Origin of the sequence: Rhizobium album (genome assembly GCF_003122325.1) — a bacterium.
Classification (GTDB): Bacteria; Pseudomonadota; Alphaproteobacteria; order Rhizobiales; family Rhizobiaceae; genus Metarhizobium; species Metarhizobium album.
In genome coordinates this window covers 418,967-435,290 of the sequence record NZ_QFBC01000003.1, presented here as the reverse complement: position 1 = coordinate 435,290, position 16,324 = coordinate 418,967, and the positions used below count along the sequence as shown (strand labels likewise).

Below are 16,324 nucleotides of genomic sequence, written 5' to 3'. Positions count from 1 at the left end.
GAGAACTGCAATGGCAACAGGCACTAGCTCCAAGGGCACGAGTTCCAAGAGCAAGGATTCCAAGTCCTCGACCAGCAAGTCGGCCGGCGGATACTCGGCAGCGGGCGGCGCTGACTCGCCTTCCGAACGCGGACCTGGTCCTGGCGTCGGCCTTGGTTCAAAATCGTCAGCGCCCGGTTCCGCCGGCAAAAGCGCGTCCGGATCGACTGGCAAGACCAACCGCGATGGCACGTCGTCAAAGGGCGTATCCGCGACCGGCACGTCGACAAAAGGCACTTCCACAGCTGGCGCCGGACGCGGTCTCGGCGCGGTAGGCAGCGTCAGCCTTGGTAATCAGGGCTCGATGAGCGTTTCTGCCAAGGGCGGCGTCGGCACGACCAAAGGATCAGGCGCAACTGCGCGAGCCGGCCTCGGCAGCGCACTAGGTTTCGACAGCGGCCGGTTCGGCGCGTCACCAGCGAGTGGATCGTTCGATAGCGGCCGGATGGGGCCGGCGAGCACCGGCCTTGGCGGCGCTCTCAGCAAATCTTCGCGCGGCTATACGGCGGCCGGCGGCCTCGACAGCCCGAGCGAGAAAGGCCAAGGCCCAGGCCTCGGCGTCTCCTTCGACAACGGCCGCTTCGCCCAAAACACGCCGACGGCGAAATACAGCGCTGCATTTCGCGGGGATTCGCCGTCGGAAATGAACGGCGCCGGTCCCGGTGTGAGCGTTGCCGGTTTTTCGTCTGATGGAACGTCGGCGCTGGACGGCTATAACCAGGCGGCCAAGTCGCTGCAGACTGCGGGCCTGAGCACGATCGGCGGCAAGCCGGCACCCGGTACGACTGCTGCCGCGTCGATGAGCTTTCGCGAGGCAGAAGACGCATCCCTGGCAAAATACAATGCTTTGGAAAGCACGCTTGCTTCAATCCGGCAGGCAGAGGCGCAGAAGACCGATCCTTACAATGGATTGGTTAATTCCCGCAGGAAAGGGAACCCCACGCACGCAAATCTCACTGGCATGACGATTTCGGAAGTCCAAGCACTCCAGGACGGAATGATCGCGGCTGGCTATCCATCGACGGCAGTCGGGGCATACCAGACCCGCAAAGACACGCTCGCAATGGCGGTGAAGTCGCTGGGGATTGACCCCGATACGACGAAGTTCACGAAGTCCGTTCAAGATCGCATCGCTGCCGGGTTGATCGATAATCGCGCGAACCAGGCGACCGACGAAGACGGAAATATTAATCCGAGCAAATTCGCCAACAAATTGAGTAAAGAGTGGGCAGGGTTTGCAAATTCCTCGGGCGTGAGCAGTTACGACGGATTCAACGGCAACAAGGCCTCTGTTGGGTTCTCCACGGTGAAAGGCCTCGCTGATGGGTTGGTCAGCAACGATGTCGTAGGGCCAAACGCTTTCAGCGAGTGGAATGGTCGTCGTCCTGCGAAAGATGATTCTGGGTGGGCGGATGATACTGCACCATCTGTGTCTCTGCGCGGCTATGGTGTTGACGATAGCGCTACCGGCGCGACTACGAGAACGGTTGACAGGTTCGCGAACAAGTATTTAGGGCGCGACACAAACCAAAATGCCGCTGCAACCGTCGATGCTGACCCAAAAAGAGATTTGACGACTGGAGAGAAAGTCGCGGCTGGTGCCCTTGATGTTGGTATAGGCATGGTGCCAGGCATCGGTTTGGGCGCCAGTCTTGTTAACGGGGCACTGACCCTGGCTGGGAAACCAACAATCGGGCAGGCTGTCGTTGGCTCCGTCGTCAATGGGGCTGGTGGAACGCCGCGCGGCACTGAGCCAAACAGCGGCGGGACGAGGAATGAGCGAACGCCGGACAGCAAGCCGGAGGCCGACAAGACCGCCGCTGAAAAGCCGTCAGACCCGGTTCAGTCTTTTATCGGGAAATACATCAGCCGCCCGACGCCGGCAGAGAAATGGGGGCGAACATCGCTCGCCTAAGGGTCGCTGGGGAACCTGCACGCATCTTTAGTGATCGGTTTACAGGAGACCTTGGTTTCATCGACCTTCACGCCGTTTCGCGAGACAATCGACTCGGTATCGTCTGAATACTCCGTTTGTCCTGGCGCCGGCTCTTTAGTGGCATACTCGACCCGCCAGCCTCCGGAATAACCGATCTGGGCGCCATGAGCATTGCCGCATTCGAATTCCATCTTCGCATCTTCGCATTTGCCGTCGAAGCAGATGATGACCATCGGCGCCGGCTCGTCGAGTGACCCATCCGTATAGTTGCCACATCCGGCCCACGCGCCCTGGACAGCAACCAACACAAGCAGAGAAGTAGCAATCAAGCGCATAGACGTTCCTCCTGAACTGAGGATGTCACAACATTGAGAGGAAATGAAGATGGGTGTCCGTCTAGCCGTAATCCATTACGTAGCAAAGGCCCTCGGCGTTTTGGTACACGTCGAAGGCCTGCCTTATGGCAGCGTCAGAAACGCGCGCCATGAACTTGGCGCTTGTCTGGGAGCATCGATTAGACCTGTCTCATGCAATGGTCTTCCGTACGGCGTTGAAGCTTTTGCCGGCCGTCGCGAAGGTGCAGTCAACCCAACGCTCCGGTAAAGACAAACCCACTGCCGTCGCTTGGCATCGAGAAGTCGCAGATCTCGTGTACCATGCCGTTTTCGAGTGCCCATTCGGCCCCTCGGGTTTTCTGTTGACTAAACAATTGCCGGCAGTCCTCAACCGCCAACTCGGTTCGAGATGAAATTATTCTGGAAATCCTGTCGTGGTCCGCGTTTACGCTGTCGAGCAGCTCGGTGAGGTTCTTCTCTTCCATTCTTACGTTGCCGGAAAGATCGAAGCCAACGCCATGAAACATGAAAGTCGAGGAGTGGCAGCTTCGACGATGTGATCCGCCAAGAAAAACGACGTTCGCGATAGAATCCACATTGCCGATGTTGTGCGTTGTGATTTCCATCGGCATCGAGATCAGCAAGTTATGGAGAAACACTCCTGGCTGTACGCCTCCTCCAGTGCTGTTGATCCCGATCGTCAAATGGGTGTACTTCTGGGAAACCATGTTGGATAGAATGGTTGCGAAGTTTTGCGCGGATGCGACGGTAATGTCCGCTGAAAATACGACAGTAGAACGCACTTGCCCCTCCCTCTTATGGCGAGGCCATCATGGCATGATTCACGCAGGAGTCGAGTGGGCGCTTAGTAGCAGGTCCCGTTGTAGCAGGTAGAGCTCCAGTTGTTCCCGTCGGAATCCCGACCATAGTGATTGACGGAGTTGCCGAACGAATAGCTGTCCTGGCTCCAATTCGAACCGGTTCGGCTGTTGTTGCCGTACATGTGGGTCGTATTGCCGTACCGATTGATCGTGTACGTGTTGCCGCTGTCATCATAGCAGTTCTGATATGCTCGCGTACCGTAGCAAGCGGCGCTGGCTTGAGTTGAGGCGAGCAGCGATGCGGCAAGAAGAAGTGCAGTTTTCATGATCATCCTCCCAAAATGATCGTCAAAAGCTACGCCTGACCACGGCGAGAATCAACTGACAATTGAATAGGAGAGCCTGATGGCAGGTCTAGGCGCAGTCATTAACGGAGCGCAAGCGCAGGGCGGCGCGCCGCAGCAGCCCGGCCAGGCTGAGCAGCCGAACTTCGGCGAGGAGCAAGCCACGCCGGAAGAGCAGCAGCAGTACGACAAGATCGTCGCGAACGCGATGAATATCACCTACGATCAGAAGATGCTGCCCCGCGTCATCCAGATGCTGGAGGGCGAGGGTGATCCGATCGAGGGTTTGGCGCAGACGGCAGCCGTGATCATTTCGCGCGTCATGCAGTCGGCGCAGCAGGCGGGTGTGGAGCTCGACGGTATCGTGGCCTTCCATGCCGGGACGGAAATCCTTGAGGATTTGGCCGAGCTTTCGAAAGAGGCCGAGGTTCACGATTTCTCCCAGAACCCAGACGACCTCGAAACGGCGTATTTCCGGACCCTCGATAACGTCCGCGTCATGATGCAGGAGTCCGGCCAGATCAAACAGCAAGACGCGCAGGCGGACATGCAGAAGCTGCAGGCCATGGATCAGTCGGGCGATCTGGAAAAGATGCTGGTCGGCTTAGCCGAGCGTGACCAGCGCGGCCGCGCGCCGGCAGAAGATCAATCTCAAACGCCTGCTGGTCGCGGGCTGATGCCGCAGGAGGCTTGATATGGTTGGGCTTGGAATGATCCTTGGCGGAATGGCAAAGGGCTATGGCGATGGCGTTGTCGAGCAGGCGAAGGCGAAGCGCGAAGAGGCCCTGGCCCAACTGAAATTCGAGCGCGATCGGCAACTTGCCGCCGAGACCCGCAACTTCCAAGCTGAGCAGGATGAAAAAAGCCGCGCATTCCAGTCCAGTGAGAACGCACTGACCCGAGAGGCCGACGCTGATTATCGGAACAAGTCTCTGGGGCTTCAAGAGCGTACCCTAAGCCTGCAGGAGCAGAATTCTGGCGATGTCTACCGCGGCACCGATGGCGACTACGTGCGCAGGGGAACTACGGCTGTGCCGATTACCGACGAGGCCGGCAATCGCATCTCTCAGCGAACCGAGACTGTGCGCGACTTGACCCCGGCGGAGAAAGAGGCTCGCGGACTCGACCCGAAGAAGCCCTATCAGGTCGATCAGACCGGCAAGATCCTCGAAGTCGGAGGAGGTGGCACGACGGTCAATCTCAACAATGGCGAGGGCGACTCGTTCTACAAAAAGCTGGACGAGAAAAACGCTGAAAATTTCTCGGCGATGTCCGATGCCGGCGTGAAGGCTCGCGGGCGAATGGGCCAGATTGAGCGGCTGGAAGCGTTGATGGAGAAATCTCCGTCCGGAGCGGAAGCCGCGATCAAGGAGTCCCTCGGCAAAATGGGCATCAACACCGAAAACCTGGATTATCTTCAGTCGGCAACTGCGCTGATCGAGAGGATGGTTCCTGAGCAGCGCACGCCAGGTAGCGGTCCGATGTCGGATGCTGACGTCCAGATGTACCGGAACTCCCTTCCTCGCGTCATCAATCAGCCGGGCGGCAACAAGCTCATCTTCGATACACTCAAGGGCATCGCCGAATACGACGCAAAGATTGGCGAAATCGCGGATGCCGTCGCCGATCGTAGCATCACGCCTGAGGCCGGGCGCCAGCAGATCCAGGCGCTCGAAAACCCGCTAGACGCCTACAAGATCGCCATCGGCGAGGACAAGCCGACGTCGGGAACTGCAGGTTCCAAGGTCAAATGGAAGGTGCTGGAATAATGCCGATCCTAGACATTGAAGGTCGACGCATCGAGGTTGACGACAGTTTCCTTTCCCTCTCCCCGGAGGATCAAGAGGCGACGGTTATGGAGATTGCCGGCAGCCTCGGGATTGGCGGCGGGCCGACGCTTGAGACGGCCAAGCAGGATCGCGACGATTTCTACAATTCCGGCATCTACGCAGGATCGATGAACCCGCTCGGCTCTATCGCCAAGGGCGTCGATGCCTTCGCGTCCGGTGCGCAGCGCGCAGCCCTGCTTGGCTGGGACGACGAGGCCAGCGCCGCAGTCAACACGGCAGGCGGCCTAACTGGCGATTACGAGAGTGCCAGATCCGACGCCAACTTGAAGAAGATGGCGCAACGCGATCAGAACCCAGTTCTGTCGCTCGCGGGTGAAATTGCGGGGTCGATCGCAGCTGGTAGTTCGGCAGCACAAGCGATGTCCACGGCCGGCCGCGCAACGACTATGGGTGGCAAGGCCTTGCGGGCGGCAGGCGAGGGTGCCGCGGTTGGTGCCGTTGCCGGTGCAGGGGAGTCCGATCCAGGTGAACGGCTTGGCGGCGCTGCGATGGGAGCCGGTATTGGCGCGATCACCGGAGGCGCTCTTTCGGCTGCCGGAGACGCCTTGGCTGGCCGTTCCGCTCGTAGGGCTGCCGAGGCCGCAGCGCCATCCGTCGATGAATTGGCAGAGGCGTCGAGCGCCCTCTACCAGAAGGCCGATGCGGCTGGGGTCGTCATCAAGCCGGAGGCCATGGACAAGCTTGTCAACAAGATGACCGTCCTCGCCGGTCGGATCAATCGCGATCTCAGGCCCAAGACGGCTGGCGTCGTCGACGACATTCAGGCGATGGCCGGCAAGCCGCTAAGCTTAGCCGAATTCGACGAGTTGCGGCAGACAATCGGCCTTGTCATGAAGAACGCGGATCCGCAAGACGTTCGCACGCTGACCCAAATGAAGAGCACGATGGACGCATTTGCCGATCGCGCCGGCCGGGCAGAGGTGGACGGCGATGCCGGCGGCTTCAAGCTGCTGAAGGAGGCGCGCGATCTATGGGCGAAAAAGGCGAAGACCGAGATTGTCGAGGAAATGCTCGATCTCGCCGACGTCAAGTCCGGCAGGTACTCGCAGTCCGGATTGCAGAACGCGATCCGCGATAAGGCCTCACAGCTCTACAGCAAGATCAGCTCTGGCAAAGTGAAGGGCTTCACCCAGGAGGAAGTCGCGCTTGTGAGGAAAATGGCGAAGGGCGAAATGACCCCGACTGCCGTAAACTGGCTCGCAAAATGGGCGCCGCGTGGTGTTGTCTCACTGTCCGGTGGCGTCGGCGTCGGTGGCGCGGTTGGCACGTTCCTTGGCGGCCCCGTCGGCGGTGTGATCGGCAGCGCGGTGCCTGGAGGGATCGGCTTCGCCGCATCGAAGGCAGCGGACAATGCCGCTCTTCGCGGCGCGAGTGCGCTGCGCGATGCAGCAGCATCTGGTAACGCGCCAGTACTCGGCGCGCTCGAACATCGGACGACGCGGCTTATCCCCGGCCTAGCAGCCGAAGAAACGAGTCTTGCAACCAGAAAAAGAGAGTGAATGATGGCTTCACCAAGAAGAAAGCGACAGCCAGGCCGCTGATCGTCCCGATCGCAAGCCCGGTATTGAAGCCAAAAAATCTGATGGTAGTATGTATCCACCAGCTTGCGGCGTGCATTGCCAAGAAGCCAAACGCGATCGTCGGCACCGTGACCTTGAAAAACCAATTGGCTCCAGACCCCAGGATAGGTTCGGTTTTGCCTGAGTGGTGCCATTCGGATTCGTGAAGATCGATATTCTTTGGATGGGTTCTTTTGATGTCGCTCAACTTAGATGTCGCCCCTGTTGGACCTTAACCGCTTGATCTCTTTGCGAAGAGAAATGATCTGTGTTTCGAGATGCACAGCCGACGCAAACAGTCCGCCGATCACAAACGGCAGAACGTACGATAGATCGCTCAAATAGGTAGTGATCGCCCAAAAGGTTAAGCCTGCCCCAGTGCCAATCGCAATTGTTCGCATAGACATGATAGGCAGGTCGAGGTCTTTGTTGAAATCGCGGTCGGGGTCGTTCATCCTATGCGATTACTCGCCGGGGTGCATGTGGCGCTTGCCGCCGCGGCCGTAAAAGAAAGCCAACGCTGCGCCGCCCGCTGCGATACCGAGCGGGAGAATGACGAACGCAAATAGCTCAAGTCCAGTCATTGCAGCCTCCTGAGAATGTGTCTCGCCGATATATGTAACACTACGGCGGTGAAAATCCAACAAACGGCGCCCACGATAAATACCGGAGTGGCCGATATCGAACTCGTCGCCGAATAAAGGGCTGCAGCGATGGGAGCAAATACACCTACCGTCAGGCAAGCCGTCGAGGCTCGGTCCAGCGCATTCGCAAGCAGTTTTGTTCGCTCGTTGTGAATCAGGCTCATTCCTCGAAATTCTCACAAACCTGAACGATGCGGAAGCGCAGACGCCGCCTACTTGCGGTGGAATGTTTCCTTACGCATCCTAGCTGGGGCGCCTAGCTGAGAGGATGGGCCGCCAGCCCCAGTTTCAGGGAGTTTCACGCGACGGTCGCCCTTTGCGTGGATGTTGGGTTTGGGGCCGCGGGCGTCTGGCTCTTCGGGCTGGGCAGGAGAGGCGTTCGAATCCTTGGGTTTCGGATCCAGCCCGCGCGGACGAGAACGGCTTTCGCTGATGGCCGCCTTGGCGCGCAAGGCTGCTTCAGGATCATTCTCGATCATCTGAATAATGTTTCGGATGCCGAAGAAGGTTTCCTCGTTAGCCGGTGTGCTGGGCATCGAGACCGTCACCATCAGCAGCATCTCTTTGAGGACGTCGATCTTGGCCTCTGCTTTGGTGAGTTGTTCGTCGAGTTCAATGATCTCGTCGGTGGCGTGGGTGCTGAAGCTGTCATCCAGGCGAGAGAGGATTTCAGCGTTCATTGACCGGTTGTTAGCCGCAGCAGCGGCTTCGATGGCCTCCTTAATCTCAGGGGTCATTCGAAGCTTGAATTGTGGGTCAGTCTGTTTTGGCGCCATGTCATTTAAGTGAACCAAAAAGGTACTTGACGCAATCGGACCTATTAGGTACAAGAAACCTATTAGGTACATAGAGGAGAAAATGACCGAAGCAACCAAGCAGTTCAAAGTCGTTCTTCCGCTGGAAATCAAGCGCTGGCTTGCGATCCAAGCGGCAACGAATATGCGGTCTCAAAATTCGGAGATCGTTCTGGCGCTCAAGGAAAAGATGGAGCGCTCCGAAAACGAAAAGAGCGGGACACCGGCCTGAGAAACCGTCCCGCTCTTCTAAACCCAGTCATGTAGAAAGGATCGCGCTATGGAAGATAGCAGCAAACGTAACTCTGTGCAAATTGCCGGAACAGACATCCGGAAGATTGAATACCGCGGCCAGCAGGTCGTGACCTTCGCCATGATCGATAAGGTGCACAAGCGGCCTGATGGAACGGCAGGGCGGTCTTTCCGTGAGAACCGGGAGCGCTTCGTCGATGGAGACGACTGCATCGAACTGACATCCGACGAAATCCGTCGGATGTCGTTGGAAGGGGTTTTGCCTCGCCGCACCGCTCGCGCGACGCTCATCACGAAAAGGGGCTATCTCAAGATCGCGAAGACCCTCGGCGACGACAAAGCCTGGGAAGTTTTCGATGAAATGATCGAGCGCTATTTCGCGGTCGAGCAGATCGTCGAAACGGCAAAGGTTGTTCACCTCGACCGCGCCGCTCGCGAGACCCGCCTCTTCATGCGGCAGGCGCTTCAGATCGCTGGCTTGGCCGGACTTGCCGGCAATCAGCGGCTGATCGCTGCCAACCGGTCGACACGGAAGGCGACTGGGTTCGACTATCTTGATTCCATGGGCATCCCGCACATGGAAGCGCCGCAGAACGATGTGCTGCTAACCGCAACGGACATCGGGAAGCAGCTCGGGGCGATTTCCGCAATCCGCGTCAATCACCTCCTTTCGGAGCACGGTTTCCAGATCGGGGGACGCGACAGCAAGGGCCATGGCTTTTGGAAGCCGACCGAAAAGGGCATCAAGGCGGGCGGCGTAATGGTCGATGTCGAGCGCAGCAATAAAACGGGGCAGGCGCGGCAGCTTCGCTGGGCTTCAAACATCGTCGCGACGCTGCGCGACATTATCGGCGGCGAGGCCGCATAATGGAGAACGTGTCACATATCGAAATTGACGGAGGCCGGGTAACCGGCCCCACCGTCATAGAAGGCGAGTTTGGCCGGCGCACGGTGCCGACCCTGATTGGGTCCTTCCGGTATTTCGTCAGCGTGATCGAGACGGACGGCGGCCGGATCGGCATGTGGGACGGCGCTAGTCATGAGGATGCGGTGAAAGAGGCGGTTAGCCTGAAAGCGTCCTTCGGCGCAGCCCGCATTGAAGATCTGACGGGGAGGGCGGCATAATGAAGCGCCGCGACATCCTCCGCGGCGCGATAGCCTTCTCGGTTAGCGCGCCTGCCACCATCGGCATTGTGGCCTACGATCCTCTACTCTCGGCCATCCGCGATTATCAGGATGGCTTGGAGAAGTGGCTCAAATTCAGCCCCGAAGATAATGAGGGGGCGATGGCTTACACCGATGAGAGCTACGGCCCTCCTCTTGCCTTACTGCAGGAGTGGGACCAGCCAGCCTATACTAGGGACGGCGCCATCGCCGCGCTCAAGCTGGCTTTCGATGACGACACCGGTGTCCGTGGGATGCCGGCAGAAGGCCGCTTGATCCAGGCGGTTATTGGCTACCTCGAAACCTTGCCGGCGTAACGTCGAGCACATCAAATTAAGGAAGGCGGTTCTTAGCGGAGCCGCCTTTTTTCATCCCCCCATCAAAGGACAATCAGATGCTATCTCCAGAAGTCGCGCGGTCGATTGACCGTATCGCGAAAGCGCACGGCTATGACCCGGCGGCATTGAAGGCCGTGGTTGAGGTCGAGAGTGCGGGCAAGGTCTTCGCCAACGTGAAAGGCAGGGACGAACCGCTTATCCGCTATGAGGGCCACTACTTCTACAAGCTGGTGCACCCGATGATGCGGGACAAGGCGGTTCGGGAAGGTCTGGCGTCCCCGAAGGCAGGCGGCGTCAAGAACCCATCCAATCAGGCGGCGCGGTGGGATCTGCTCGAGCGCGCCGCGGCGCTGGATAAGCAGGCAGCCTATGAGAGCGCGTCTTGGGGCGCCGGTCAGGTCATGGGCAGCCATTGGAAGAAGCTCGGCTATTCTAGCGTCGTCGATATGGTCGAGACGGCCCGGAGCGGGATCGAGGGCCAGGTTGAATTGATGGTCCGGTTCATCAAGGCGTTCAACTTGTCCGGTGCCTTGCTCCGTAAAGACTGGGCCGGGTTCGCTCGCGGCTATAACGGGCCGGCGTACAAGACCAACGCCTACGATACGAAGATGAAGGCGGCCTATGAGCGCTACGCCAAGGGAACGTCGCCGATCACGTTCAATCCATCGGCCGGTATGCTCCGCTTGGGGTCAAAGGGGCAGGGCGTCCGTGAAGTGCAGGTGCTACTGACCCGCGCTGGATTCCCGACTGCTGTTGATGGCGATTTCGGGACCGGCACGGATACGGCGTTGCGCCGGTTCCAGGGCGCAAATTCGCTGACCGCCGATGGCGTCGCCGGCCCTGAGACCATGCGAAAGCTGAAAGAGTTTCAGGCATCGCCAGAAGAAAAGCCGGGTGCGCTACCGGTCTCGCAAGTGCCGGAAGTGAAGGACGCTGCGAAGAGTTTGGCGCCCCTCGCTCTCGTTACCGCCGCTCGTGACCAGATAGCCGAAATGGCCGCCTATGTGACCGGCATCAACACCGAGACGGCGAACACCGTTGCCAATTCGATGCTGGCGGTCTCTGGCGCCATCGGTACCGGCCTTGCAATCTACGCCATTTATGGCTGGTGGAAGTCTAAGCGCACTGTGGAGCAGGCCTGATGTTCGGCGTGCTCGACTGGCTCAAGATCGGCGCCGGCTGCGTGCTCGGCGCCTTAGCCATCTCTATCCCCGCCTACTACAGCGGCCGTAGCGACGGACGCGATCTGGAGCGTACGGCAGCCCTCCAGCGATCCATGGAACTCATCCGAGAACGGAGCAAGACGAATGTCGAAATCAGCAAGCTATCTGATGCTGCTATTTGCGTTGAGCTTGGCGGTAAGTGGGTGCTCGACAAGTGCGAATGATGGCTCTGGATTCGAAACGCTGACGCCGTCGGCGGGCACTCGACAATTCATCATCGCCAACGACCGCGGCTTTGCCAACCAAGTCGCCAGCCACAATCGCACATGTCAAAAACAAGCCGGCTGCAGGAAATAATGCCTGACGAACTCGTAGTCGGCGCCGGCAAGTCAATCCTTGATTTCGGCATCATCGGCGCCGTAGCTGTGCTGCTGATGGCCGCGGTGGTGGTCCTGGTGCTGTGGCTACGCTCGGCTCACAACGAGTTGCTGCAGGCCAAGAAAGAGCACCTGGAAGACGCCAAGCAGTGGGCGGTACTCGGTGAGGTCTTGAAGAACAACATGGCGGCCAACACCGAGGCGATGAAGGAAATGCTCACGTTCATGCGGGACAGGGCGCGGCCATGACGATTGTTGGCGATTTCATCGCAAGGCTGTTCGGGCCGGATCCCATGCACCACCAGGTGCGCGCCATTGATCGCGAGATAGCCCGGCACAAAGCGGACATCCGGCAAAGCACGCAGGTGCTCGAATCCGGGTCTCGCGTGATGAAGAACATGACAGGCGTTATGCGCATGATGGCGGAGGCCGGACGTGAAGACAATCAATAACCGGCTGCTGCTTGGTACGCTTGTTGCCATCGCGCTTTACTGGCTGGCGGGGCTGGTGACGCCGAACCCGTATTTGTCCAGCGCCATGTCCCTGACGCTGCTGGTGTCCGGGTCGATCACGGCCTTTGTCTATGCGCCACAGACGTACAGGGTGGTGTTTCAGCAGCAGCGCGACACCGTTGATGACTTCGGCTCCTACAGTCACTTGGGGGTCTATGGCATCATGTTGTTGGCGCTAGGCTCCTGCTATGTCGGCCTGTACGGCTTCCTGTGGGTGGTGCTAGGGCAGCCGGATAGTTGGCTCGGGACCGCTACGTCTGGCTTTGGCCGAGCGATGATGACGGCCGGCTTTGCGATGATGACGTTTTCGCCTATCGCCACCCGCCGGGTTGAGAGGATGCCCAATCTCGTCTGGCTGGTTATCTGTGGGTCTCTGGCGCTGTTCCTGGCATTCCTCGCCGGCACCAGAATGCCGACATTGCCAGAAGACGACTCAGCCCGCTTCTACCGCCTACACGGCAACTATCGGCCTCCGTGCCCAGAAGACCGCCCCATCTGGGTAGGACAGGGCAGGGCGTACCATACCCCAGATAGCCCTTATAGGGATCAGGTTATCCCGACGAGGTGTTACCGGACGGAGAAGGAAGCGCAGGCGGCGGGGTACAGGGCGCTCAAGAGATAAGCGGGGAGATCGACTTGCCGCGGGTCCACATCACCTCTCCGGTTTCGCGGCAGCGATTGCACTTGAATTCGAGTTCCACGATCCTGTTGTCTGCCTGGTAGCCAGACGTAATCGCAGGCTCTTTCTGGCCGTTGGCCCGAATGACGATGGCGCGGGCAATGTTCATCTGCGGCGGGACGTCTTCTCGCTTCACGCGGAGGAAGCCGGCGCCTTTGCAATAACTGCAGACCTTGATGATTGCGTTGCTATTCATTGCACCAATCCACCTTTTTGCCCTTGCGCCATTCCCGCGCGAATCCTTCTCGAAGCAGCTTCTTTCCGATTTCTTCACCACTCGGAAGATAGATGTTCACGAGCGGCCGGTGCTTCGGTGTTGCGTCCACCGCGCCGTCCCATGATACCCGAATACCGGGGCGGGATAGAAGCTCTTTCAGCCGGCGCTTTGCCAATAGGGCAAGCTTTCGCTCCTTGTCGCATTTAGCGTGGGAGCCGATCTCCGGGGCATCGACGCCGTATTCCCCGGCGACGCCTTCACCCAGCAGGCGCAGCAATTGTCCGCTTGGTTTGCAGCGGGCCGTGTCTCCATCTACGGCGACAAGCGACGTGCACAGCAGGAGGGTAGTGGCGATGCTGGTCATTCCCCGCCAGTCCTCTGATACCAGATAAGGCCGTCATCGCCGCGCCAGGCCTTCACCCATCCGAGCCGCATTAGCTCTTGAAGAAGAGCCAGCCGATCGGACGGTGATTTTCCCTCCCATGCTAAGGGCAATCGCTCTCGCCACTCTCTCAACCATTGTCATGGGCGGTCTCTCTTTTCGTCACCGTGGGCACGTCGCGCCATTCTATCTTGCCGCTTATATGGCCCCGCCATGCCGATTGAAGCCGCGCCGGTCCTTCTTCCGGTTGGAACCAACGGAGATTGGGGAGCGCTTGGAACACTTCGTTCGTATGCAAGTCTACGGTCGCTACTATAGCTATTTCAGCCATCGGCGGTCTCCTTCATCCACGGCCACTTGATATAGAGCCCCCGATCTTCGCTGGCCGTGCCGCATGTCCATCCACACTTCCGGCACGACTTGGTGTCTTGAATATTGGCGTTGCTGCAATCGAACCAGTCGTGGTCGCAGCCCAACCCCAGAGCGTCGCCGGCAACAGACCAAGCGCAATCGACTTCCTGCCCGAGATCGGCGAGTTGAAAGCGCAGCCGGTCAATCTCCTCAATGGCTGCTGCGAACATCTTCGCCTGCTTGTGCTTGCCTAAAAGGGAAGCGGCCTTCATCTCATAGTATAGGGTGTCTCTGATGTCAGTCATGACCGGCCTCTTCGTCGATCGGCTTTATTTTCGTTGCCGGGATATCGATCCAGCCATTGGCAGCGCCGCTTTGAAATATCTCATCTCCGGTGTCCCACGCGTAACCGTCGGCCCTCTGAACGTATGTGGCTACCGCGAAATTGACGGTCGGGCTGGTGTCTCCGGGATACCAGTAAGAGAAATCGACAAGGATGCTCCGATCTTTCGGCGCGGTGTCCATAGGCTGCCAGCCACAGGCCTCAACCGCCACCTTCGCCAATTCCTCCCATATCCGGCTAAGCTGCGGGGCTGTAAGTTCCTGTCGGCGATCTGACATCGCCTTGGCTACGCGGGGGAGGAGGTCAGTCATGTCGGTGCTCCTATCCGCTTGCGATATGGCAGCGGCAAAGTTGACCAGTCGAAATCGTCTTTGAAGTCGCCGCAGACATGCTCGCGCGGCGTTACGACATGGCCGGCGCTGATCAGCGGGTGAGCACCAACGATGCCGATCATGTGGGCACGCTCTGCGCCGCTGACTGGAGCCGAGCGAGTGCAGTCGCCTATGACGCTGGAGATCGATCGCCACCAATCGCAGCCGGCGCAGCATTTGCCGTGCTCGAAGTAAAATCGGTCGATGAACTCCTGCTGCGGATCACCCATTGTCGCGTCCCTCTGCTTTGGCGATGGCGTCGTAGCGTTCCGTCAGCTTTCTGACGCGCGTATGAATGTGTCGCGTGAGAAGCAGCGCAAACCAACGGCGGTCGTACCGCTTCGAAACGCTGATCCACCCGGCCAAGTAATCCGTCGCGCACTGTACTACGGCTTCCCCGATTTGAGCCCGGCGGTGAAGCTTCCGGTTCGTCTCGCGCAGGCGCTCGATTTCGTTGGAAGCCTTTTCAAGTATTCGAGCTGTGTGCTCAGACGACGGGCCACCAAGACGGTAACTTTCGGCTCTCTCTCGAAGTTCTTGAACGATATCGCTCATTCGCCACCTGCCTTCCGGGCGGAGATCTCCTCAAATGTCCTGTCTTCGGACTTGTCGCGGTAAGTGGATATATCGACGAGGGCGCTATGGAAACTGCGCGCCTCTTCCGAAGAGCTAAAGCTGATAGTCACTTGTTTTTCGGTAAGAACCATGAAGCCATAACGATTGAACAGATCGCTCGCGATCTTCTGCCGTTCCGCGAGAAGGAACTTCGATATCGTTGCTACGATGCCGTAAGTGTCCAGCTGCTCGCTTTCGGCGTAGCAAGCTTCTGCTGCTGCCACGACTTCATCAGATACCTGCATCTTGCACCAACACGCCTCAGGCTCGGCCGCTTCAATCCGGAACGGCTCATCTTCGTTGTCTCTGACCAGCCACGCCATTGTGTCCCACCTTTCGTGGTTTACGTTGAAATAAACTCTGCGTTCATTATAATAATCGTGAAATTGATTTTTACAATTGGAAAATCAACGTGGCGTCTATCTATTGCGATGAATCGAGCGAAACGGTACGAGTCCAAGACATGGACAACGAACCGTGGCAAAAGCGGGCAAAGCTCGCAGGATTGAATCAGAAGACGCTGGCAAAGCTGCTAGGCGTTGCTGAGAACACCGTTTCAAAGCAGCTGCGGGGGATCTGGGCGACAGGTACGCCCCAGTACGTCAAGACGATGATCTACGCTTGGGAGCGCATGACGCCGACGGCTAAGCAGGAAATTCTCGATCTGGTGGAGAAGGCCGACAACTAACCCCGCGCCTTCAACTCCGCCTCAAGCTCGGCCCCGAATTTATGCGGGAAGTGCTCCGCGCACCACCACCGAGCCGGCACGTCCTTCCTGGGGCTATGTCCGTAACATCCCCATTGCTTGCACCCCTCATGCTCGCACCAGTGATTGACGTGGATACTGGCTCCCGGTGCGCTGCTGTGGCCGTCGATGCTCATGTGATATTCCTCTTCCCGTGGCCATAGGGCAGATTGTTCTCCTGCATCTTGGCTTCGTAATGGTCCTCGACAGCTTGCGCCGCAAGTCGGGCCGACGGCTTATATCCGTTGTGAGGGATTGGGCCGCGCTTCTTCGCTTCCTTGATGTATCCGGATGCCCAGCGCCATAGCCCCTTCGTTGGCCCCGCATCATCGAAGAAGATCCGGCCTATCTGCCGATCACCATCATAGCCGACGTAATCTTTGTGATTTTCGCCCGGCCATGTGTAGGTCCATTTGTACCGAGGCTCGGGGCCGGGGTCGTCTTTCATTCCAATCTCCAGATCTAGTCCTGTTGATTGGCGGCCGCATCGCCT

At 58.6% G+C, this 16,324-nt stretch carries 28 protein-coding genes; 15 read left to right on the top strand and 13 right to left on the bottom strand.

Translation table 11 applies throughout. The annotated features are described in order from the left end of the window. Positions 1-10 precede the first annotated feature (10 nt). Positions 11-1,954 (top strand): hypothetical protein, encoded by a 1,944-nt coding sequence (locus tag DEM27_RS10380; RefSeq protein ID WP_128755482.1) that lies wholly within the window; start codon positions 11-13, stop codon positions 1,952-1,954. Here DEM27_RS10380 and DEM27_RS10375 read toward each other — a convergent pair. The 3 genes from DEM27_RS10375 to DEM27_RS33555 form a co-directional block, all read right to left on the bottom strand. Continuing rightward, entirely contained in the window at positions 1,951-2,310 is a 360-nt protein-coding gene (locus DEM27_RS10375; protein ID WP_109458133.1) for a hypothetical protein, read from the bottom strand. The two genes, DEM27_RS10380 and DEM27_RS10375, sit on opposite strands and share 4 nt — an antisense overlap. Positions 2,311-2,558: 248 nt before the next feature. Next, a complete protein-coding gene (locus DEM27_RS10370) occupies positions 2,559-3,113 on the bottom strand; it encodes an ATP-dependent Clp protease proteolytic subunit (protein WP_109458132.1) in 555 nt (184 codons plus the stop codon). Positions 3,114-3,175: 62 nt separating this feature from the next. Continuing rightward, positions 3,176-3,457, bottom strand: a complete 282-nt coding sequence (locus DEM27_RS33555; RefSeq protein WP_128755481.1) for a hypothetical protein — start codon at positions 3,455-3,457, stop codon at positions 3,176-3,178. 79 nt (positions 3,458-3,536) lie between these two features. Here DEM27_RS33555 and DEM27_RS10365 point away from each other — a divergent pair, with 79 nt between their 5' ends. Genes DEM27_RS10365 through DEM27_RS10350 form a run of 4 tightly spaced genes read left to right on the top strand, consistent with a single transcriptional unit; the run spans position 3,537 to position 7,051 of the window. After that, on the top strand, positions 3,537-4,169 hold the full coding sequence (locus DEM27_RS10365; protein WP_109458131.1) for a hypothetical protein: 633 nt from the start codon (positions 3,537-3,539) through the stop codon (positions 4,167-4,169). 1 nt (position 4,170) lies between these two features. Further along, positions 4,171-5,244: a hypothetical protein gene (locus DEM27_RS10360; RefSeq protein WP_109458130.1), complete on the top strand. Its 1,074-nt coding sequence runs from the start codon at positions 4,171-4,173 to the stop codon at positions 5,242-5,244. Then, positions 5,244-6,824 (top strand): hypothetical protein, encoded by a 1,581-nt coding sequence (locus DEM27_RS10355; RefSeq protein ID WP_109458129.1) that lies wholly within the window; start codon positions 5,244-5,246, stop codon positions 6,822-6,824. Before DEM27_RS10360 ends, DEM27_RS10355 begins: the two co-directional genes overlap by 1 nt. Beyond that, positions 6,821-7,051 (top strand): hypothetical protein, encoded by a 231-nt coding sequence (locus DEM27_RS10350; RefSeq protein WP_109458128.1) that lies wholly within the window; start codon positions 6,821-6,823, stop codon positions 7,049-7,051. The genes DEM27_RS10355 and DEM27_RS10350 overlap by 4 nt, the downstream gene beginning before the upstream one ends. Positions 7,052-7,093: 42 nt before the next feature. Here DEM27_RS10350 and DEM27_RS33940 read toward each other — a convergent pair whose 3' ends face one another. Both DEM27_RS33940 and DEM27_RS10335 read right to left on the bottom strand, forming a co-directional pair. Continuing rightward, entirely contained in the window at positions 7,094-7,339 is a 246-nt protein-coding gene (locus DEM27_RS33940; RefSeq protein ID WP_109458127.1) for a hypothetical protein, read from the bottom strand. Positions 7,340-7,740: 401 nt separating this feature from the next. Next, positions 7,741-8,304, bottom strand: a complete 564-nt coding sequence (locus tag DEM27_RS10335; protein WP_109458221.1) for an Arc family DNA-binding protein — start codon at positions 8,302-8,304, stop codon at positions 7,741-7,743. A gap of 82 nt (positions 8,305-8,386) precedes the next feature. Here DEM27_RS10335 and DEM27_RS10330 point away from each other — a divergent pair, with 82 nt between their 5' ends. The 9 genes from DEM27_RS10330 to DEM27_RS10290 all read left to right on the top strand — a co-directional run bounded on the left by DEM27_RS10330 (position 8,387) and on the right by DEM27_RS10290 (position 12,750). After that, complete coding sequence (locus DEM27_RS10330; RefSeq protein ID WP_109458125.1) at positions 8,387-8,554, top strand: Arc family DNA-binding protein; 168 nt, start codon at positions 8,387-8,389, stop codon at positions 8,552-8,554. Between the two features lie 48 nt (positions 8,555-8,602). After that, positions 8,603-9,442 (top strand): ORF6N domain-containing protein, encoded by an 840-nt coding sequence (locus DEM27_RS10325; RefSeq protein ID WP_109458124.1) that lies wholly within the window; start codon positions 8,603-8,605, stop codon positions 9,440-9,442. A gap of 8 nt (positions 9,443-9,450) precedes the next feature. Next, on the top strand, positions 9,451-9,699 hold the full coding sequence (locus DEM27_RS10320) for a hypothetical protein (protein ID WP_128755480.1): 249 nt from the start codon (positions 9,451-9,453) through the stop codon (positions 9,697-9,699). Next, positions 9,699-10,055 (top strand): hypothetical protein, encoded by a 357-nt coding sequence (locus DEM27_RS10315; protein WP_109458122.1) that lies wholly within the window; start codon positions 9,699-9,701, stop codon positions 10,053-10,055. Before DEM27_RS10320 ends, DEM27_RS10315 begins: the two co-directional genes overlap by 1 nt. Before the next feature lie 77 nt (positions 10,056-10,132). Continuing rightward, positions 10,133-11,218, top strand: a complete 1,086-nt coding sequence (locus tag DEM27_RS10310) for an N-acetylmuramidase domain-containing protein (RefSeq protein ID WP_109458121.1) — start codon at positions 10,133-10,135, stop codon at positions 11,216-11,218. Next, on the top strand, positions 11,218-11,463 hold the full coding sequence (locus DEM27_RS33550) for a hypothetical protein (RefSeq protein WP_128755479.1): 246 nt from the start codon (positions 11,218-11,220) through the stop codon (positions 11,461-11,463). Before DEM27_RS10310 ends, DEM27_RS33550 begins: the two co-directional genes overlap by 1 nt. A 132-nt stretch (positions 11,464-11,595) precedes the next feature. Beyond that, positions 11,596-11,865, top strand: a complete 270-nt coding sequence (locus DEM27_RS10300) for a hypothetical protein (RefSeq protein WP_109458119.1) — start codon at positions 11,596-11,598, stop codon at positions 11,863-11,865. Beyond that, complete coding sequence (locus DEM27_RS10295; protein WP_109458118.1) at positions 11,862-12,068, top strand: hypothetical protein; 207 nt, start codon at positions 11,862-11,864, stop codon at positions 12,066-12,068. Before DEM27_RS10300 ends, DEM27_RS10295 begins: the two co-directional genes overlap by 4 nt. Then, complete coding sequence (locus DEM27_RS10290; RefSeq protein WP_109458117.1) at positions 12,052-12,750, top strand: sunset domain-containing protein; 699 nt, start codon at positions 12,052-12,054, stop codon at positions 12,748-12,750. Before DEM27_RS10295 ends, DEM27_RS10290 begins: the two co-directional genes overlap by 17 nt. On the opposite strand, the gene DEM27_RS10285 is transcribed toward DEM27_RS10290, so the two are convergent. The 7 genes from DEM27_RS10285 to DEM27_RS10250 all read right to left on the bottom strand — a co-directional run bounded on the left by DEM27_RS10285 (position 12,740) and on the right by DEM27_RS10250 (position 15,409). Then, complete coding sequence (locus tag DEM27_RS10285) at positions 12,740-13,003, bottom strand: hypothetical protein (RefSeq protein WP_109458116.1); 264 nt, start codon at positions 13,001-13,003, stop codon at positions 12,740-12,742. The genes DEM27_RS10290 and DEM27_RS10285 overlap by 11 nt on opposite strands. Beyond that, entirely contained in the window at positions 12,996-13,379 is a 384-nt protein-coding gene (locus DEM27_RS10280) for a thermonuclease family protein (protein ID WP_205908890.1), read from the bottom strand. The genes DEM27_RS10285 and DEM27_RS10280 overlap by 8 nt, the downstream gene beginning before the upstream one ends. Before the next feature lie 350 nt (positions 13,380-13,729). Then, a complete protein-coding gene (locus DEM27_RS10270; RefSeq protein ID WP_109458113.1) occupies positions 13,730-14,062 on the bottom strand; it encodes a hypothetical protein in 333 nt (110 codons plus the stop codon). Next, the gene (locus DEM27_RS10265) at positions 14,055-14,411 is read right to left on the bottom strand and encodes a hypothetical protein (RefSeq protein WP_109458112.1); all 357 of its coding nucleotides are present in this window, start codon (positions 14,409-14,411) and stop codon (positions 14,055-14,057) included. The genes DEM27_RS10270 and DEM27_RS10265 overlap by 8 nt, the downstream gene beginning before the upstream one ends. Further along, complete coding sequence (locus tag DEM27_RS10260; RefSeq protein WP_109458111.1) at positions 14,408-14,701, bottom strand: hypothetical protein; 294 nt, start codon at positions 14,699-14,701, stop codon at positions 14,408-14,410. Before DEM27_RS10260 ends, DEM27_RS10265 begins: the two co-directional genes overlap by 4 nt. Then, positions 14,694-15,026 carry a hypothetical protein gene (locus DEM27_RS10255; RefSeq protein ID WP_109458110.1) on the bottom strand — a complete coding sequence of 111 codons (333 nt, stop codon included), beginning with the start codon at positions 15,024-15,026 and terminating at the stop codon, positions 14,694-14,696. The genes DEM27_RS10260 and DEM27_RS10255 overlap by 8 nt, the downstream gene beginning before the upstream one ends. Continuing rightward, positions 15,023-15,409, bottom strand: coding sequence for a hypothetical protein (locus tag DEM27_RS10250; RefSeq protein WP_109458109.1), 387 nt, complete (start codon positions 15,407-15,409; stop codon positions 15,023-15,025). Before DEM27_RS10250 ends, DEM27_RS10255 begins: the two co-directional genes overlap by 4 nt. 140 nt (positions 15,410-15,549) lie before the next feature. On the opposite strand from DEM27_RS10250, the gene DEM27_RS10245 reads away from it, so the two are divergent. Then, entirely contained in the window at positions 15,550-15,774 is a 225-nt protein-coding gene (locus tag DEM27_RS10245) for a hypothetical protein (RefSeq protein ID WP_128755478.1), read from the top strand. A 190-nt stretch (positions 15,775-15,964) separates the two neighbouring features. On the opposite strand, the gene DEM27_RS10235 is transcribed toward DEM27_RS10245, so the two are convergent. Beyond that, positions 15,965-16,279, bottom strand: a complete 315-nt coding sequence (locus tag DEM27_RS10235; protein ID WP_109458106.1) for a hypothetical protein — start codon at positions 16,277-16,279, stop codon at positions 15,965-15,967. Between the last annotated feature and the right edge of the window lie 45 nt (positions 16,280-16,324).

Coding starts and splice junctions, on each gene's coding strand:
- DEM27_RS10380 (WP_128755482.1), top strand. CDS start 11: ATGGCAACAGGCACTAGCTCCAAGGGCACGAGTTCCAAGAGCAAGGAT.
- DEM27_RS10375 (WP_109458133.1), bottom strand. CDS start 2,310: ATGCGCTTGATTGCTACTTCTCTGCTTGTGTTGGTTGCTGTCCAGGGC.
- DEM27_RS33555 (WP_128755481.1), bottom strand. CDS start 3,457: ATGAAAACTGCACTTCTTCTTGCCGCATCGCTGCTCGCCTCAACTCAA.
- DEM27_RS10365 (WP_109458131.1), top strand. CDS start 3,537: ATGGCAGGTCTAGGCGCAGTCATTAACGGAGCGCAAGCGCAGGGCGGC.
- DEM27_RS10360 (WP_109458130.1), top strand. CDS start 4,171: ATGGTTGGGCTTGGAATGATCCTTGGCGGAATGGCAAAGGGCTATGGC.
- DEM27_RS10355 (WP_109458129.1), top strand. CDS start 5,244: ATGCCGATCCTAGACATTGAAGGTCGACGCATCGAGGTTGACGACAGT.
- DEM27_RS33940 (WP_109458127.1), bottom strand. CDS start 7,339: ATGAACGACCCCGACCGCGATTTCAACAAAGACCTCGACCTGCCTATC.
- DEM27_RS10335 (WP_109458221.1), bottom strand. CDS start 8,304: ATGGCGCCAAAACAGACTGACCCACAATTCAAGCTTCGAATGACCCCT.
- DEM27_RS10330 (WP_109458125.1), top strand. CDS start 8,387: ATGACCGAAGCAACCAAGCAGTTCAAAGTCGTTCTTCCGCTGGAAATC.
- DEM27_RS10325 (WP_109458124.1), top strand. CDS start 8,603: ATGGAAGATAGCAGCAAACGTAACTCTGTGCAAATTGCCGGAACAGAC.
- DEM27_RS10315 (WP_109458122.1), top strand. CDS start 9,699: ATGAAGCGCCGCGACATCCTCCGCGGCGCGATAGCCTTCTCGGTTAGC.
- DEM27_RS10310 (WP_109458121.1), top strand. CDS start 10,133: ATGCTATCTCCAGAAGTCGCGCGGTCGATTGACCGTATCGCGAAAGCG.
- DEM27_RS33550 (WP_128755479.1), top strand. CDS start 11,218: ATGTTCGGCGTGCTCGACTGGCTCAAGATCGGCGCCGGCTGCGTGCTC.
- DEM27_RS10300 (WP_109458119.1), top strand. CDS start 11,596: ATGCCTGACGAACTCGTAGTCGGCGCCGGCAAGTCAATCCTTGATTTC.
- DEM27_RS10295 (WP_109458118.1), top strand. CDS start 11,862: ATGACGATTGTTGGCGATTTCATCGCAAGGCTGTTCGGGCCGGATCCC.
- DEM27_RS10285 (WP_109458116.1), bottom strand. CDS start 13,003: ATGAATAGCAACGCAATCATCAAGGTCTGCAGTTATTGCAAAGGCGCC.
- DEM27_RS10270 (WP_109458113.1), bottom strand. CDS start 14,062: ATGACTGACATCAGAGACACCCTATACTATGAGATGAAGGCCGCTTCC.
- DEM27_RS10265 (WP_109458112.1), bottom strand. CDS start 14,411: ATGACTGACCTCCTCCCCCGCGTAGCCAAGGCGATGTCAGATCGCCGA.
- DEM27_RS10260 (WP_109458111.1), bottom strand. CDS start 14,701: ATGGGTGATCCGCAGCAGGAGTTCATCGACCGATTTTACTTCGAGCAC.
- DEM27_RS10255 (WP_109458110.1), bottom strand. CDS start 15,026: ATGAGCGATATCGTTCAAGAACTTCGAGAGAGAGCCGAAAGTTACCGT.
- DEM27_RS10250 (WP_109458109.1), bottom strand. CDS start 15,409: ATGGCGTGGCTGGTCAGAGACAACGAAGATGAGCCGTTCCGGATTGAA.
- DEM27_RS10245 (WP_128755478.1), top strand. CDS start 15,550: ATGGACAACGAACCGTGGCAAAAGCGGGCAAAGCTCGCAGGATTGAAT.
- DEM27_RS10235 (WP_109458106.1), bottom strand. CDS start 16,279: ATGAAAGACGACCCCGGCCCCGAGCCTCGGTACAAATGGACCTACACA.